This window comes from Micromonospora desertarenae (genome assembly GCF_056150265.1).
The window spans coordinates 121,059-136,117 of record NZ_JAXCFQ010000002.1 but is presented as its reverse complement, the minus strand read 5'-3'; the positions used below and the strand labels follow the sequence as shown (position 1 = coordinate 136,117).

Annotated in this window: 11 protein-coding genes; 4 read left to right on the top strand and 7 right to left on the bottom strand. The window is 76.1% G+C overall.

Annotated features, from left to right (window positions below):
• Positions 1–114 precede the first annotated feature (114 nt).
• On the bottom strand, positions 115–1,608 hold the full coding sequence (dacB, locus tag SM577_RS03575; protein ID WP_474586444.1) for a D-alanyl-D-alanine carboxypeptidase/D-alanyl-D-alanine endopeptidase: 1,494 nt from the start codon (positions 1,606–1,608) through the stop codon (positions 115–117).
• Positions 1,609–2,170: 562 nt separating this feature from the next.
• On the opposite strand from dacB, the gene SM577_RS03570 reads away from it, so the two are divergent.
• Positions 2,171–2,677 (top strand): inorganic diphosphatase, encoded by a 507-nt coding sequence (locus SM577_RS03570; RefSeq protein WP_302920614.1) that lies wholly within the window; start codon positions 2,171–2,173, stop codon positions 2,675–2,677.
• 34 nt (positions 2,678–2,711) lie between these two features.
• On the opposite strand, the gene eccD is transcribed toward SM577_RS03570, so the two are convergent.
• Positions 2,712–4,112: a type VII secretion integral membrane protein EccD gene (gene eccD, locus SM577_RS03565; protein WP_474586285.1), complete on the bottom strand. Its 1,401-nt coding sequence runs from the start codon at positions 4,110–4,112 to the stop codon at positions 2,712–2,714.
• A gap of 101 nt (positions 4,113–4,213) precedes the next feature.
• Between eccD and eccCa the strand changes: the two genes are divergently transcribed.
• The 3 genes from eccCa to SM577_RS03550 all read left to right on the top strand — a co-directional run bounded on the left by eccCa (position 4,214) and on the right by SM577_RS03550 (position 10,395).
• On the top strand, positions 4,214–8,149 hold the full coding sequence (gene eccCa / locus SM577_RS03560) for a type VII secretion protein EccCa (protein ID WP_474586284.1): 3,936 nt from the start codon (positions 4,214–4,216) through the stop codon (positions 8,147–8,149).
• Positions 8,150–8,244: 95 nt separating this feature from the next.
• Positions 8,245–9,579 (top strand): type VII secretion-associated serine protease mycosin, encoded by a 1,335-nt coding sequence (mycP, locus tag SM577_RS03555; RefSeq protein ID WP_474586283.1) that lies wholly within the window; start codon positions 8,245–8,247, stop codon positions 9,577–9,579.
• A 72-nt stretch (positions 9,580–9,651) separates the two neighbouring features.
• On the top strand, positions 9,652–10,395 hold the full coding sequence (locus SM577_RS03550; protein WP_474586282.1) for a phosphatase PAP2 family protein: 744 nt from the start codon (positions 9,652–9,654) through the stop codon (positions 10,393–10,395).
• A gap of 6 nt (positions 10,396–10,401) precedes the next feature.
• Here SM577_RS03550 and SM577_RS03545 read toward each other — a convergent pair whose 3' ends face one another.
• The 5 genes from SM577_RS03545 to SM577_RS03525 form a co-directional block, all read right to left on the bottom strand.
• The gene (locus SM577_RS03545; protein ID WP_302920609.1) at positions 10,402–11,580 is read right to left on the bottom strand and encodes a MarP family serine protease; all 1,179 of its coding nucleotides are present in this window, start codon (positions 11,578–11,580) and stop codon (positions 10,402–10,404) included.
• A 63-nt stretch (positions 11,581–11,643) separates the two neighbouring features.
• The gene (locus tag SM577_RS03540; protein ID WP_302920608.1) at positions 11,644–12,336 is read right to left on the bottom strand and encodes an NUDIX hydrolase; all 693 of its coding nucleotides are present in this window, start codon (positions 12,334–12,336) and stop codon (positions 11,644–11,646) included.
• Positions 12,333–12,959 carry a TlpA family protein disulfide reductase gene (locus tag SM577_RS03535; protein ID WP_302920607.1) on the bottom strand — a complete coding sequence of 209 codons (627 nt, stop codon included), beginning with the start codon at positions 12,957–12,959 and terminating at the stop codon, positions 12,333–12,335. The genes SM577_RS03540 and SM577_RS03535 overlap by 4 nt, the downstream gene beginning before the upstream one ends.
• Before the next feature lie 55 nt (positions 12,960–13,014).
• On the bottom strand, positions 13,015–13,803 hold the full coding sequence (gene nth, locus SM577_RS03530; RefSeq protein ID WP_302920606.1) for an endonuclease III: 789 nt from the start codon (positions 13,801–13,803) through the stop codon (positions 13,015–13,017).
• A 61-nt stretch (positions 13,804–13,864) separates the two neighbouring features.
• A complete protein-coding gene (locus SM577_RS03525; protein WP_302920605.1) occupies positions 13,865–15,022 on the bottom strand; it encodes a CapA family protein in 1,158 nt (385 codons plus the stop codon).
• Between the last annotated feature and the right edge of the window lie 37 nt (positions 15,023–15,059).

Below are 15,059 nucleotides of genomic sequence, written 5' to 3'. Positions count from 1 at the left end.
GCGATCGACGCCGGTCGCGCCGGCGGGGCGCCCGCCTGGCGGGCCCGAGGGCACCCTCGTGACGTCGGCGCAGCCCGGCCTCGGGACGCGGTCCAGCCCGCCGGGCCGGCGGGGTCAGCGGCAGCCGCAGCCGGCCAGCGCGGCGCCGATCCGGTCCAGCGCCACCCGGGCGGACTCCATCCCGTCCGGCGGCACCGCGTCGGTGAGCACGGCGAAGGTGAGCAGCCGCCCGTCGGCGGTGGTGACCAGCCCGGCGATGGCGTGCACCTTGGTCAGCGTGCCGGTCTTGGCCCGGACCACGCCCGCCCCGGACCGCGTCCCGTCGGCCGCGTAGCGCTCGCCCAGCGTGCCGGACCAGCCGGCGACCGGCAGGCCGCCGAAGACCGCGGCCAGCTCGGGACGGCTGCCGTTGCCGGCGAGCGTGATCAGGTCGGTGAGCAGCGAGGGGCTGATCCGGTTGGTGCGGGACAGCCCGCTGCCGTCGGCGAGGGAGAGTTCGTCGGCGGGCAGGCCCAGCTCGCCCGCCACGGCGTCCATCGCGGCGGCGGCGCCGGTGAACGAGGCGGGCTGGTTCCGGGCCAGCGCGACCTGGCGGGCCAGCGCCTCGGCGACGATGTTGTCGCTGTCGCTGATCATGATGTCGACCAGCCGGACCATCGGCAGCGACTCCACCTTGCCCAGCTCGCTGCCGGGCGCGCCGGCGGTGGCGTCGGCCCCCGCGGCCGGCGCCTTGCCGCGACCGACCGCGTCGGCGGGCACGCCGAGCAGCCGGGCGAAGGCGCGGCCGGCGGCCAGATCGGGCTGGGACACCCGCTCGGCGCCGTGGTCGCCGGCGTCGTGGTCCCGCTTGGCCTGGGGCACGTCCCGGCGCGCGCCGTCGGTCATCAACGCGGTGATCGCGCCGCCGTAGCCGCCGGTGGGGATGTCGTCGTCCCAGCCGGGCTCGTGGACCGGGCCGGAGTAGAGCGAGGAGTCGACGGTGACCCGGGTCGGCGCGGTGCCGCCGAGCGCCGCCTTCACCTGGGCAGCCAGGTCGTCCAGCCGGGCCGCGCCCGGGTAGAAGCCCTTCTTGTCCACCGCCAGGGTCGGGTCGCCGCCGCCGACGATCACCACCTCGCCGGGGCTCGCGCCGGCCACCGCGCGGGTGGGGATGCGGTGGCCGGGACCGCGCGCGGCGAGCACGGTCACCGCGGTGACCAGCTTGGTCACCGAGGCGGGCACGGTGCCGTCGTCCTCGTTGGCACCGAAGAGCGGCTGGCCGGTGGCCACGTCGGCCACCGAGACGTTGACCCGGTCACCGAGCGCGGCGGCGCCGACCAGCGGGTCGAGCGCGGCGGAGACCCCCTCCGGGGTGGGCAGCGGGGCGTTCGCGTCCGCCGCGGCCAGCACCGGCACCGGGGCCGGGTCGGCCGGCTGGGCGCTCGCCGGACCGCCGGCCTTGTCGTCGCCGAGCCACTCCGCCACCGGGCCGGGACGGACCACGACCACCCCGGCGGCCAGCGCGATCAGCAGCACCGTGGCGAGCAGCAACGGCAGCAGCCGCCGGCGCCGGGCCGGCGCGGAAGGCACCGCGGCGGACAGCGGCGCACCGGCGGGCGGCGGCGACACGGGTACGGCGGCGGCCGGCGGCCCACTCGCCGGGCCGAAGAGATCCGGGGCCGGTGACACGCGCGCCGAGCCGGAGGCGTGCGGCGGCACGCTGGCCGAGCCGGCGGCGTGCGGCGGCGGGGCGCCGGCCGTACCGAAGGCGCCGCCGTTCAGCGGGCGGCCCCCGGCCGTACCGGAAACGCCCGGGTGCGGGGGCACCGGCGCGGCGCCGGCGGGCGGCGCGCCGGCGCCGGGACGCCAGGGCGGCGGCGCGGGCCGCTCCGCGGGGTGACCGGCGGGGCCGGCGGGTGCCTGCGGCGGGTGCGCGTCGGGCACCCGGAACCGCCCGGTGGCGGGGCCCGGAGCAGATCCGCCCGTACCACGTCCAGCACCTGACTCCGGGCGGTAGTGTGAATCTTCCCTCCCCACGACCCCCTCCTCCCCCACGAAATCCGGTCTGGGTGACACTACTTCGGTCCGAACACTATGCGGTGGCCGGAGCCGGTGGGTGGGCATTCGCCCGCACCCGGCCGGCGCCGGGTGGTTTCCGTTAGCCAGCGTGGGCAAACGAGGGAGCGTGCAGATGGATTTCGACGTGACGGTTGAGATCCCGAAGGGTCACCGCAACAAGTACGAGGTCGACCACGCGACCGGCCGGATCCGGCTGGACCGTACCCTCTTCACCTCCACGCAGTACCCGGCGGACTACGGCTTCATCGAGGGCACCCTCGGCGAGGACGGCGACCCGCTGGACGCGCTGGTGCTGGTCCCCGAGCCGACTTTCCCCGGCTGCCTGATCCGCTGCCGCACCATCGGCATGTTCCGGATGACGGACGAGAAGGGCGGCGACGACAAGGTCCTCTGCGTCCCCTACGAGGACCCGCGCCAGGAGCACCTGCGCGACATCCACCACCTGGGCGAGTTCGACCGGCTGGAGATCCAGCACTTCTTCGAGGTGTACAAGGACCTCGAACCGGGCAAGTCGGTCGAAGGCGCCACCTGGGTCGGGCGGACCGAGGCCGAGGCCGAGATCCGGGCGTCGTACCAGCGCGCCAAGGAGGCCGAGGAGCGCGGCGAGACCGGGCACTGACCCACCACGACGTCGAACCGGGCCCGGGGGCCGCTCAGCCGAGCAGCCCCCGGGCCCGTTCGTACAGGCCGAGCACCGCGCAGGCGACCGGCACCACCGAGACCACCAGCGCGGTGTCGGTCAGGTCGGCGATCCGGCCGAGGTACGGCGAGACCGGCCGGCGCGCGTACGTGCTGCCCGCGGCCACGGCGAGCAGGGCCAGGGCCAGGCCGCCGGCGACCAGCACCAGCCGGCCCGCCGGCCCGGACCGCGCGGCGAGCACGGCGCCCAGCACGGCGTACCCGGCGAGCCCGGCGACCACCGTCGGCACCCGGTGCCGCAGCGCCACGAAGAGCCGGGAGCGCAGCAGCAGCACGGCCCCGGCGACCGCGACGAGCACCCGCCCGGCGGTCCCGCCGGCCACCCCGAGCACCAGCGCGGCGGCCGCCGCCAGCACCGCGTGCCCGAGCAGCATCCCGGTCAGCATCTCCTCGGTGCGGGCCACCGCCGCGTAGACCCGGCCCCGGTCGGGCAGGTCCCGGACCCGCTCGGCGCCGCCGGGGGCGTCGGTGGGCAGGGTGATCGGCGGCAGCGGCACCTTGCCCAGCCGGATGGCCAGCAGCGGCACCGCCCCGACGGCGAAGACCAGGACGCAGAGCAGCACGGCGGCGGTGCCGGCCGGGTCGAGCAGCAGCCCGCCGAGCGCGGCCAGCGCGCCGGCCACCCCGACCGCCGCGCCGGCCACGAAGACCCGCAGCCGGGTGGCGACGCCGACCAGCCCGAGCACCGACACCAGCAGCAGCGCCACCGAGCCGGCCAGCAGTTCCGGCGCGCCCAGCCAGCGCACCGGGGCGAGCGGGCCGACCGGGTCGCCGGTGCTGACCGCGAGGGCGCCGGCCGCCGCCGCGTACGGCAGCGCGTAGCCGCCCAGGGTGGCCCCGACCGGGCCGTCCCCGTGCGCCCGGGACGCCACGGTGCCGGCCAGGGTGAGCAGCAGCGCCACCACGGCCGCGGCGGGCCAGCCGGCCCCGCGCGCCGGACCGCCGGCGAGCACGGCGAGCAGCCCCACCGCCAGCGGCACCGCCGCGCCGGCCAGCACGGTGGCCCGGGTGGCACCGGGCGACCAGGCCCCGCCCCGCCGCCGGGCGCCGTCCGCGATCGCCTCCACCACGTCGTCGTACTCCAGCTCGGGCCACTCGGCCCGGGCCGGCACCAGGTGCAGCACCTCGCCGTCCCGGACGCCCTGCGGCAGCAGCGCCTGCGCGGTCGCCAGCACCGCCCCGTCGGTACGCCGCAGCACCCAGCCGCCGTGCCGTTCCCCGTCGTCGGCCAGCCCCTCGCCGGCGTGCCGCAGCACCTCGGGCAGCAGCTCGGCCAGGGGAACCTGCTCGGGCAGCGCGACGTCCACCCGCCGTTGCGGGGCGCTGATGGTGACCCGGGCCAACCCGATTGTCATCGACCGATCTCCATATCGAGCGGGGTTGGTGGCTGCGCGGACGACAGGACTTTACCTACCATGAGCCAGGCTCGGGTCACCGTGCGCAGTCAGGAGGTCGGGTGTCCACTGTCGTCATCAAGCGGCCACCCCGCCGCCCGGCGCCGGAGATCCCGGTCGGCGAGCTGCCGGTGGAGGCGCCGCCGGAGATCCCTCCGGTCACCGGCGGGCGCTGGCAGCAGCTGCTGATGGTGCTGCCGATGCTCGGCGGCACGGTGGCCATGGCGATGATGTTCGGCCGCGGCGGTGGGGCCTACTCGTACGTGGTCGGCGGCATGTTCGGCCTCTCCTCGCTGGCCATGCTGGTGACCTCCTGGGGCAGCGCCGCCGGCACCCCGAAGAAGTCGGAGATGATGGCCGCCCGCCGGGAGTACCTGCGGCACCTGACCACGCTGCGGCGCCGGGTCCGGCAGACCGCCGGCCAGCAGCGCGCCGGGCTCTACTACCGGCACCCGGACCCGGGCCGGCTCTGGTCGACAGTGGAGAGCCACCGGGTCTGGGAACGCCGGCCCGCCGACCCGGACTTCGCGGTGGTCCGGGTCGCGGTCGGGCCGCAGACCCTGGCCACCCCGCTGGTGCCGCCGGTCACCCGGCCGCTGGAGGAGCTGGAGCCGATGACCGCCGGGGCGCTGCGCCGCTTCCTGGACGCGTACTCGGTGGTGCCCGACCTGCCGGTGGCACTGTCGCTGCGCAGCTTCGCCCGGGTGTACGTCAAGGCCGTCCCGACCGCCGACGGCCGGGCGCTGGCCCGCGCGATGCTCACCCAGCTCGCCGTCTTCCACGCCCCCGACGAGCTGCTCGTCGCGGTCTGCGCCGGGCCCGAGCGGCGGGCCGCCTGGGAGTGGGTGAAGTGGCTGCCGCACGCCCACCACCCCGCCCGCACCGACGCGCTCGGCCCGGTGCGGCTGGTCACCAGCGCCGCCGCCGAGTTGGAACGGCTGCTCGACGACGTACTGGCCAGCCGGTCCCGGTTCAGCCCGGCCGGGCCGGCCACCGACGGGCCGCACGTGGTGGTGCTGCTCGACGGCGGCGACCTCACCGGGGCCACCGACCTGACCGGCGACGGCGGCATCGACGCGGTGACCGTCATCGACCTGGACACCGCGCCGCCCCGACTGCTGGACCGGTTCGCGCTGCTGCTCGAACTGCGCGACGGCCGGCTGCACTCGCACTCGGCGGACGGGCACGTCGAGGTGGGCACCGCCGACCGGCTGGAGCCGGCCGACGCCGAGGCGGTCGCCCGCCGGCTGGCGCCGCTGCGGCTGGCCGGCACCCCGCGCGGCCCGGACGCCCCGCCCGGCGCCGAGCCCGGGCTGCCCGAGCTGCTCGGGCTCGGCGACCCGGAGAGCTTCACCGCCGAGCAGGGCTGGGCGCCCCGGTCGGCGCGCGAACGGCTGCGGGTGCCGATCGGGGTGGGCACCGACGGCGGCGCGATCGAACTCGACCTCAAGGAGTCCGCCCAGGACGGGATGGGCCCGCACGGCCTGCTGATCGGGGCCACCGGCTCGGGCAAGTCCGAGCTGCTGCGCACCCTGGTGCTCGGGCTGGCCGCCACGCACAGCTCGGAGCAGCTCAACTTCGTCCTGGTCGACTTCAAGGGCGGGGCGACCTTCGCCTCCTTCGACCGGTTGCCGCACACCGCCGCGGTGATCACCAACCTGGCCGACGCGCTGCCGCTGGTCGACCGGATGGTCGACGCCATCAACGGCGAGCTGGTCCGCCGCCAGGAGCTGCTCCGCCGGGCCGGCAACTTCGCCAGCCTGCGCGACTACGAACGGGCCCGGGCCGCCGGCACCCCGCTCGCCCCGCTGCCCTCGCTGCTGCTGATCTGTGACGAGTTCTCCGAGCTGCTCTCGGCCAAGCCGGACTTCATCGACCTGTTCGTGCAGATCGGCCGGCTGGGCCGGTCGCTCGGCGTGCACCTGCTGCTGGCGAGCCAGCGGTTGGAGGAGGGGCGGCTACGCGGACTCGACACCCACCTGTCGTACCGGATCGGGTTGCGGACCTTCTCCGCGCTGGAGTCCCGGACGGTGCTCGGGGTGCCGGACGCGCACGAGCTGCCCCGCTCGCCCGGCCACGGCTACCTGCGCTTCGGCACCGAACCGCTGGTCCGGTTCAAGGCCGCGTACGTCTCCGGGGCGGTGCGCCGGGCGGTCGCCGCCGGCGCCGGCGGCTCCGGTGCCCCGCGCCTGCTCGCCTTCTCCACCCACTACCTGCCGGCGCCCGAGCCGACCGGGCCGGCCACCCCGCCCGCCGCCGCGGAGGACGGCGCGGAGAGCCTGCTCGACCTGCTGGTCGGCCGGCTGGCCGGGCAGGGCCCGCCGGCGCACCAGGTCTGGCTCCCGCCGCTGGGCCGCCCACCGGCGCTGGACGAGCTGCTCGGCCCGGCCACCGTCGATCCGGCGCGCGGGCTCGGCGTCGGCAACCCGGAGCTCCAGGGCGCGCTCCAGGTGCCGGTCGCGGTGGTCGACAAGCCGTTCGAGCAGCGGCGCGACCTGCTCTGGCTGGCGCTGGACGGGGCCGCCGGGCACGTGGCGGTGGTCGGTGCGCCGCAGAGCGGCAAGTCGACGGCGCTGCGCACGCTGATCTGCGCGCTGGCGCTCACCCACACCCCGGCCGAGGTGCAGGTCTACTGCCTCGACTTCGGCGGCGGCGGGCTGGGCACGCTCCGCGACCTGCCGCACGTCGGCGGCGTCGCCGGGCGCACCGACCCGACGGCCGTCCGGCGTACGGTCGGCGAGATCGCCACCCTGCTGGCGGAGCGCGAACGCCGCTTCGCGGAGCTGGGCGTGGAGTCGATGGCCGCCTGGCGGCATCGCCGGGCCGCGGCGGCCGGCACCGGCCAGCCGACCGCCGACCCGTTCGGCGACGTCTTCCTGGTGGTCGACGGCTGGGCCACCGTGCGCGGCGAGTACGACGACCTGGAGCCGCTGGTCACCGACCTGGCCACCCGCGGGCTGTCGTACGGGGTGCACGTGGTGGCGACCGCGCTGCGCTGGCTGGACTTCCGGCCGGCCATCCGGGACCTCTTCGGTTCCCGGCTGGAGCTGCGCCTCGGTGACCCGGCCGACTCGCTGCTGGCCCGGCGGGCCGCGGCGAACGTGCCGGAGCAGAGCCCCGGCCGGGGCGTCACCGCGGAGAGCCTGCACTTCCTCACCGCGCTGCCGCAGCTCACCGCCGGTACGGACACCGCCGACCTGGTCAAGCGGGTGGCCGCCGGCTGGCCCGGCCCGGCCGCGCCCGCGGTGCGGCTGCTCCCGCCGGTGCTCCCGTACGCCGAACTGGACCTGGCCGCGACGACCGGGCTGCGCTTCCCGATCGGGGTGGCCGAGGCGGACCTGCGCCCGGTGGTGCTGGACTTCGCCACCGAGCCGCACTTCGTGGTCTTCGGCGACGCCGAGTGCGGCAAGTCGTCGTTCCTGCGCGCGCTGGCCACCTCGATCATCACCCGGTTCACCCCGGAGCAGGCGCGGGTGATCCTGGTCGACTACCGGCGCAGCCTGCTCGGCGCGATCGAGACACCGCACCTGATCGGCTACGGCACCGCCGCCGCGCACACCGCCGAGCTGGTCGAGTCGGCCGCCGGCTACCTGCAGGCCCGGCTGCCCGGCCCGGAGATCACCCCGGCCCAGTTGCGGGAGCGGTCCTGGTGGTCGGGCCCGGAGCTGTTCGTGTTGGTGGACGACTACGACCTGGTCGCCAGCGGGCCGGCCAACCCGCTGCGGGCGCTGGAGGAGCACCTGCCGCACGCCCGGGACGTCGGGCTGCACCTGGTGCTCGCCCGCCGCTCGGGCGGCGCCGGCCGGGCCCAGTACGAGCCGATCGCGCAACGGCTGCGGGAACTCTCCACCGCCGGGCTGGTGATGGCCGGCAGCCCGGACGAGGGGGCGCTGGTCGGTCCGGTCCGACCTGGACCGTTGCCACCCGGGCGCGGTCGGCTGGTGACCCGGCGCGAGGGCGTACGCCTCGTGCAGCTGGCTCACCTGCCGCCACCGTGACCGGTCCGGCCGGATGGCTCCGGAAGAGGGGGTGGAACCGGTAATCTCCGATCGTCGTCTTTCCGAACCGAGGAACGGCTGAGAATGTGACCAGGGTGCGGCAGAGCGGTCCGCCGACGGCGCGACGGGTCGCCGGTCGGACGCTGCTCGCTGTCGCGGCCGCGGCCGTGCCGCTCGCCGCTCCGGTGCCGCCCGCCCACGCCGCGGCCACCGCCCGGCCGGTCGCCTCGGCCGCCGTCGCGTCGGCGGCGTTCCCGCTGGCCGCCCCCGTGCCGGACAGCCAGACCCGCCCCGACCAGGTCCGCGACGAGCAGTGGCAGCTCGACGAGCTGCGGGCGGAGACCGCCTGGCGCAGCTCGACCGGGCGCGGGGTCACCGTCGCGGTCATCGACTCCGGTGTGGACGCCAGCCACCCCGACCTGGCCGGCCAGGTGCTGCCCGGCCTCGACCTGGTCGCCCCGCTCGGCGGCGACCCGGATCCGGTCGGGCACGGCACCACGGTGGCCGGGTTGATCGCCGGGCGCCGGGACGACAGCCGCGGCGTGGTCGGCCTCGCCCCGGACGCCAAGATCCTCCCGGTCCGCGTGCTCGACGACGAGAACCGCTACGACGACGCGCTGATCGTCGCCAAGGGCGTGCGCTGGGCGGTGGACAACGGCGCCCGGGTCATCAACCTGTCGCTCGGCGGCAGCGGCGACAGTCCGGCCCTGGCCGCCGCGCTCGACTACGCCTTCGCCCGCGACGTGGTGGTGGTCGCCTGCACCGGCAACGTGGCCACCTCCACCGACTCGAAGGTCTGGTACCCGGCGCGGGAGCCGGGCGTGATAGCGGTGTCCGGCCTGGAGCGGGACAGCGAGAACCTCTGGTCCGGCGCGATCACCGGCCGCGCCACCGTGCTCACCGCCCCGGCCACCGGGCTGGTCGGCGCCCGCCCCGGCGACGGCTACTGGCGGGTGCAGGGCACCAGTTTCGCCGCGCCGCTGGTGGCCGCCACCGCCGCGCTGGTCCGGGCCCGCTACCCGCAGATGCCCGCCGGCGACGTGGTCAACCGGCTGCTGGCCACCGCCCGCGACATCGGCCCCACCGGCCGGGACGACCGTTTCGGGTACGGCCTGGTCGACCCGGTCGCGGCGGTGGACGCCGAGGTGGCCCCGACGGGCCGCAACCCGCTGGACGACCAGACCTCGCCGGGCGTCGTCGGGTTCGGCCCGGCACCCGGTTCGGCCGAGGCCGAGGCGGCCGGCGCCGGGACGGATCCGCTGGGCGGCTGGACCGCGCCCCGCCAGCAGAGCCAGTGGACGGCCCGGCCGGCCGGCTCCGAGCACGACTCCACGCCCGAGCGGCTCTGGACCGGGGCCGCGCTCTTCGTCGCCCTGCTCACCGGCGCGGCGCTGATGGTGCGCCGGTTCCGGCAGTGGGGCAGCCGCTGACCGGCCCGCTCCGGCCGCACCGGTCCGGGACGGAACGCCTGACCACGCCCCGCGCTGGGTAGAACGGAGACCATGAACTCACCCGGCCAGCGCACCCTCCCGACGCCGACCCGGCCGTCGTGGCGACGCCGCCGGCTGCACCCGGACGACTCGCGCGGCCTCCGGCTCACCCTCGCCGTCGCCGCGGCGTTCCTGGTGCTGGTGCCGTTCGCCCTGCTCGCGCTCCTGGTCCTGGCCGGCTGGCCGCCGCTGCGCGAGCTGGACACCACGGTGGCCGGCGCGTTGCACGGCTTCGCCGTGGACCATCCGGCCTGGGTCCGGCTGATGAGCCTGTGGACCGACGTGTTCGCGCCGATGTCGCTCCGGTTCGGCGCGCTGGTGCTGGTGATCTGGCTGGTCCGCCGCGGCGCCCGGCAGCTCGCGATCTGGGTGGCCGCCACCATGCTGCTGGGCGGGCTGCTCGGCCCGCTGCTCAAGCTGCTCTTCGGGCGGGCCCGGCCGGACCTGCCCGAGCCGGTGGCGCAGGCCGCCGGGCTCGCCTTCCCGTCCGGGCACGCGCTGAACGCCGCGCTGGCCGCCGGGATCCTGCTGGTGGTCTTCCTGCCGTACGCGCGGGAGCGGGTCGCCCGGTGGGCGGTGTGGGCGGCCGCCGTGCTGCTGGCCGGGGTGACCGGGTTCAGCCGGGTGGCGCTCGGCGTGCACTGGAGCACCGACGTGCTGGCCGGTTGGCTGCTCGGCACGGCCGTGGTGGCCGCGACGTCCGCCGCCTTCACCGTCTGGCAGCACCAGACCCCACCCGCCGCCCCGCACCCCTGAGGCAGCTCAGGTGCACTTGCCGGTGGCCACGCCGCGGGTGCGCTCGGCGCCGGCCAGCGCGACCGGACGGGCCTCGGCGGCGGTCACCGCGAAGCCGGTGTTCGGGTCGTCGGCGGCCGCCGCGAAGATCACCCCGAGTACCAGCCCGTTGGCGGAGACCAGCGGCCCGCCCGAGTTGCCGCTGCGGACCAGCGCCCGGATGGTGTAGATCTCCCGGGTCACGTCGCCGGAGGAATAGATGTCCGGCCCGGTGATCCGGTCGACGTCGCGTACCCGGGCGGACTGCGCGTTGTACGGCCCGTCGAGCGGGAAGCCGAGCACGATGGCGTCCGCGCCGCTGCCCGCGTTGCCGGCGGCGAACCGCATCGACGGGCCGGGCAGCCCCGGCACGTAGAGCACGGCCAGGTCGCGGTCGGGGTCGTAGACGACCACCTCACCGTCGTACCGGTCGCCGTTCAGCTCCACCGCCACCGAGCGGGTGCCGGCCACCACGTGCGCGTTGGTCATCACCCGGTCGTCGGCGTAGACGAACCCGGAGCCCTCGATCCGGCGGGAGCAGCTCGGCGCGGAGCCGAGCACCTTGACCACCGAGCGCTGGCCGTTGACCACCACCTGCGAGCCGGCGAGCGCCGGATCGGGCGGTGAGACCTGCCGGGCCTGGGTACGCCCCAACCCCTCGAAGACGTCCGGGAAGCCGTTGGTGTCCACCGTGTCGCGCAGCGCGGTGGAGAGCTGCTGCGCCTGGTCCGGCAGCACCCGGTCGACCACGGTGAGCAGCGCGCTGTTCTTCACCGAGGCGGCCAGCCAGGGCAGCGAGGACGACCCGAGCGGGACCGCTACCAGCCAGGCGACCAGCAGCACCGCGAAGATCGAGACGAACGCCCCGCCGATGTCGTCGACCTGCTTGCCCACGTCGCTGGTGATCGTCTTGCGCAGGTGGGAACCGAGCCAGCCGGCGAGCGCCTGACCGATCACGGCCAGCCCGAAGACCGCCACCAGGGAGACCAGCACCCGGGTGCCGCTGTCCACGAACTGCTGGGCCAGCAACGGGCCGATCTGGAGGCCGAGCAGGGCGCCCAGGAAGAAGCCGGAGAACGACAGCAGCCCGATGACGAACCCCTGGCGGTATCCGCTGATCGCGAACACGAGCATGAGCAGCAGCAGGACGAGATCCACGGCGGACACGGGTCAAGCGTACGGGCAGAGTGCTCGCGGGATGACCATCGCTTGCCGAAGGTGACCGCCCGATCAGCGCAGGGCGCTCTCGTCCACCTCGTCCGTACCGGCCGACGGCGCCGGGGTGGCGGCGGTGGGCGGCAGGTCGACCACCCGGCTCCGTGGCCACGGCCGCGCCCAGCCACCCATCGTCAGCAGGGCGTCCAGCACCCCGGCGGTGAAGCCCCAGACCAGCATGCCGCGGGCGGAGAACGCCGGCCCGATCCAGCCGCTCGGGTGCCGTACCCGCATCCGGTTCTCCGGGTCGACCAGCTCGGCGATCGGCAGCCGGGCCACGTGCGCCACCTCGGCGGGCTCCCGGGGATGCACCGGGTGCGGCGCGTGCCACCAGCCGAGCACCGGGGTCACCACGAAGTCGCTGACCGGGATCCAGAGCCGGGGCAGCTCGGCCAGCACGGTGACGCTGGCCGGGTCGAGGCCGACCTCCTCGTTCGCCTCGCGCAGCGCGGTCGCCGGGGCGTCGGCGTCCTCCGGGTCGGCCGCGCCGCCCGGAAAGGCCGGCTGACCGGCGTGGTTGCGCAGGGTGGCGGCCCGCTGCAGGATCAGCACGTCCGGGCCGGCGCCGGGCTCCTCGCCGAGCAGCACCAGCACCGCGCTCTCCCGGCCGCCGTCGTCCGGGGTGGCCAGCCGGGTGAAGTCCTCGGTGCGGGCGGTGCCGAGCCGGTGCAGCAGGGGCTCCATCCAGCCCGGTGGTCGCCGGGTCACGCCGGCACCGCCAGGCCCAGGTGCTGCCGGACCAGGGCGGCGAGGCGGGCGTCATCGAGCGCGCCGGAGGCGTCGACGTGCCGCACCCGGCCCTGCCCGTCGACGAAGAGGGTGAGCGGGATGGCGTTGCGGCCCAGCGCCCGTTGCAGCGCCTCGCCCTGGTCGACCAGGACGGGGAAGCGTACGCCGAAGTCCTCGCCGATGGACTGCGCGCCGGCGCGGCTGTCGCGGCTGTTCACCCCGAGCACCCGGAGCTGGCCGTCGGCCCGCTCGCTGAGCCGCTGGAACGCGGGCAGCTCGGTGCGGCAGGGCGCGCACCAGGAGGCCCAGACGTTGACCACGGCCGGGCCGCGGACGTCCCGCAGGGCGACCGGCGCCCCACCGGTGAAGCAGTTCAAGGTCACCTCGGGCAGCGGGTCGCCCCCGCCGGAGCCGGCCGGCGACGCGGTCGGCGCGGGGGTGCCGCCCGGGGCGGTGGTCAGCGCGGCGCAGTCCTGGAACGGCGACGGCCGGCTGGCCGCCGCCCCCTGCCGGGTCGGTGCCTCCTCCTGCCCTGCGGTGCCGGTGCAGCCCGCGACCGCCAGCAGCAGCGGGACGAGCAGGGCGGCGGCGCGCCGCTTCATCGGCGCACCACGCTTCGGGACCGCGCGGTCCGCGGGACCGGCTCGCTCCACGCGCTCACGGTGCCTCCGCCACGACCGCCTGGACCGGCACCAGCTCCGGGTCGACCCCGGCGGCCACCGCGAGGTCGCGCGCCCGGGGGCCCTTGAGCAGCTTGGCGGCGGCGGCCGGCTCGGTCGGGCCGGTGCCGTAGGAGGGGCAGAGCTTCGCCAGGGTGCAGGCGCCGCAGGCCGGCTTGCGGGCGTGGCACACCCGCCGGCCGTGGAAGATCACCCGGTGCGAGAACATCGTCCAGTCGCGCCGCTCGATGAGCGCCCCGATGGCGTGCTCCACCTTGACCGGGTCGGTCTCCCCGGTGAGCCGCCAGCGCCCCACCAGCCGGTGGAAGTGGGTGTCGACGGTGATGCCGGGGACGTCGAAGGCGTTGCCGAGGATGACGTTCGCGGTCTTGCGGCCGATGCCGGGCAGCGTCACCAGGTCGGCCAGCTTGCCGGGGACCCGGCCGTCGTAGCGCTCCACCAGCGCCTGGCCGAGCTTGATCAACGAGTCGGTCTTGTTCCGGTAGAAGCCGGTGGGGCGGATCAGCTCCTCCAGCTCGGCCCGCTGGGCACCCGCGTAGTCGGCGGCGGTCGGGTAGCGGGCGAAGAGCTTCGGGGTGACCTCGTTGACCTTCTTGTCGGTGCACTGGGCGGAGAGGATGGTCGCCACGGCCAGCTCCAGCGGGTTGGAGTGGTCGAGCTCACAGTGCGCGTCGGGATGGGTCTCGGTCAGCACCCGGCCGATCTTCCGGGCGCGCCGCTTGCGCCCGAGGTCGGTCTCGGTGGCACCGGGAGAGCTGGTGGTCACGCCGGCCAGCCTACGTCGCCCGTCCGACGAACCGCCGGGGCCCACGCGCCCGGCCGGCGGGTCAGCCCTCGGTCGGCGGGCTGATCTTGCCGGAGTCGTCGAACCGGGCGCCGGTCTTCGGGAAGTCGCTGCGGGTCAGCTGCCGCACCAGGCCGAGGCCCCGGTCGTCACGGTCCATGGTCGGCTTGCCGGCCGAGTTCATGTACGTCGAGACGAACGAGCCGCCGGCCCAGCTGCCGTCCGGCTTCAGCGACACCTTGAGCACCCCGCCCCAGCCGAGCCGGCCGGCGTTGCTCAGCGAGTTGCCGCCACCGGCGAAGTTGCCGAGGCTGTACGCGATCAGCCGGCCCTTGTAGAACTCCATGCCGCGCAGCACGTGCGGGCCGTGCCCGACGATCAGGTCGGCGCCCGCGTCGATCATCGCCTTGGAGAACCTGACCGGATCGCCCCGGTTCTCGCCGAGGAACAGCTCGGTGCCGGGCCGCACCCGGGTCTTGTCCGACCCCTCGGCGCCCATGTGCACCTGCACCACCACCAGGTCGGCCATCCCGGCAGCCCTGGTGACCACCCGCTTCGCCGCGGCGATGTCGACCAGGCTGTTGGACCAGACGTACGACGAGAAGCCGGCGACGGCGACCTTGACCCCCGCCACCTCGACCACGGTGATCTGGTCGGGCGCGCCGGTGTGCGCGAGGTCGTAGCGCTCCAGCGCCTTCTGGGTGTTCTCGTAGCCCTTCGGGCCGTAGTCGTAGCCGTGGTTGTTGGCCTGGTTGAGCAGGTCGAAGCCGGCGTCGCGCAGGTGTGCGGCGTACTCCGGCGGGGCCCGGAACTGGAAGCAGCGGGTGGAGTTCGCGCCGCACTTGCCGGTGCCGGTGTCGACGGTGAGCGGCTCCTCCAGGTTGCCCATCACCAGGTCGGCCTCGAGCGCCTTCTCGACCGAGTCGAAGAAGCCCTTGCCGCCGTTGGCCGGCAGCCGGTTCGGCGCGTTGCCCATGATGATGTCGCCGGTGGCGGAGAGCGAGATGGACTTCTCGGCCGGCGTCGCGGGGGCCGAGCCGACCGGGGCGCCGGTGCCGCCGCCGCCCGCGCCGGGCTGCCAGACCGGGCCGTCCCCCGATTCGCCGCCGCACCCGGCCGCGAGCAGGGCGCCGAGCAGCACGACGAGCGCCAACGCCGGGCGGCGGCGCGGGCGGGACGGGGCGGGGGCGGCAGCGTACATCGCCCGCGACCCTACCGGCCGGCAAACGGGCCGACGA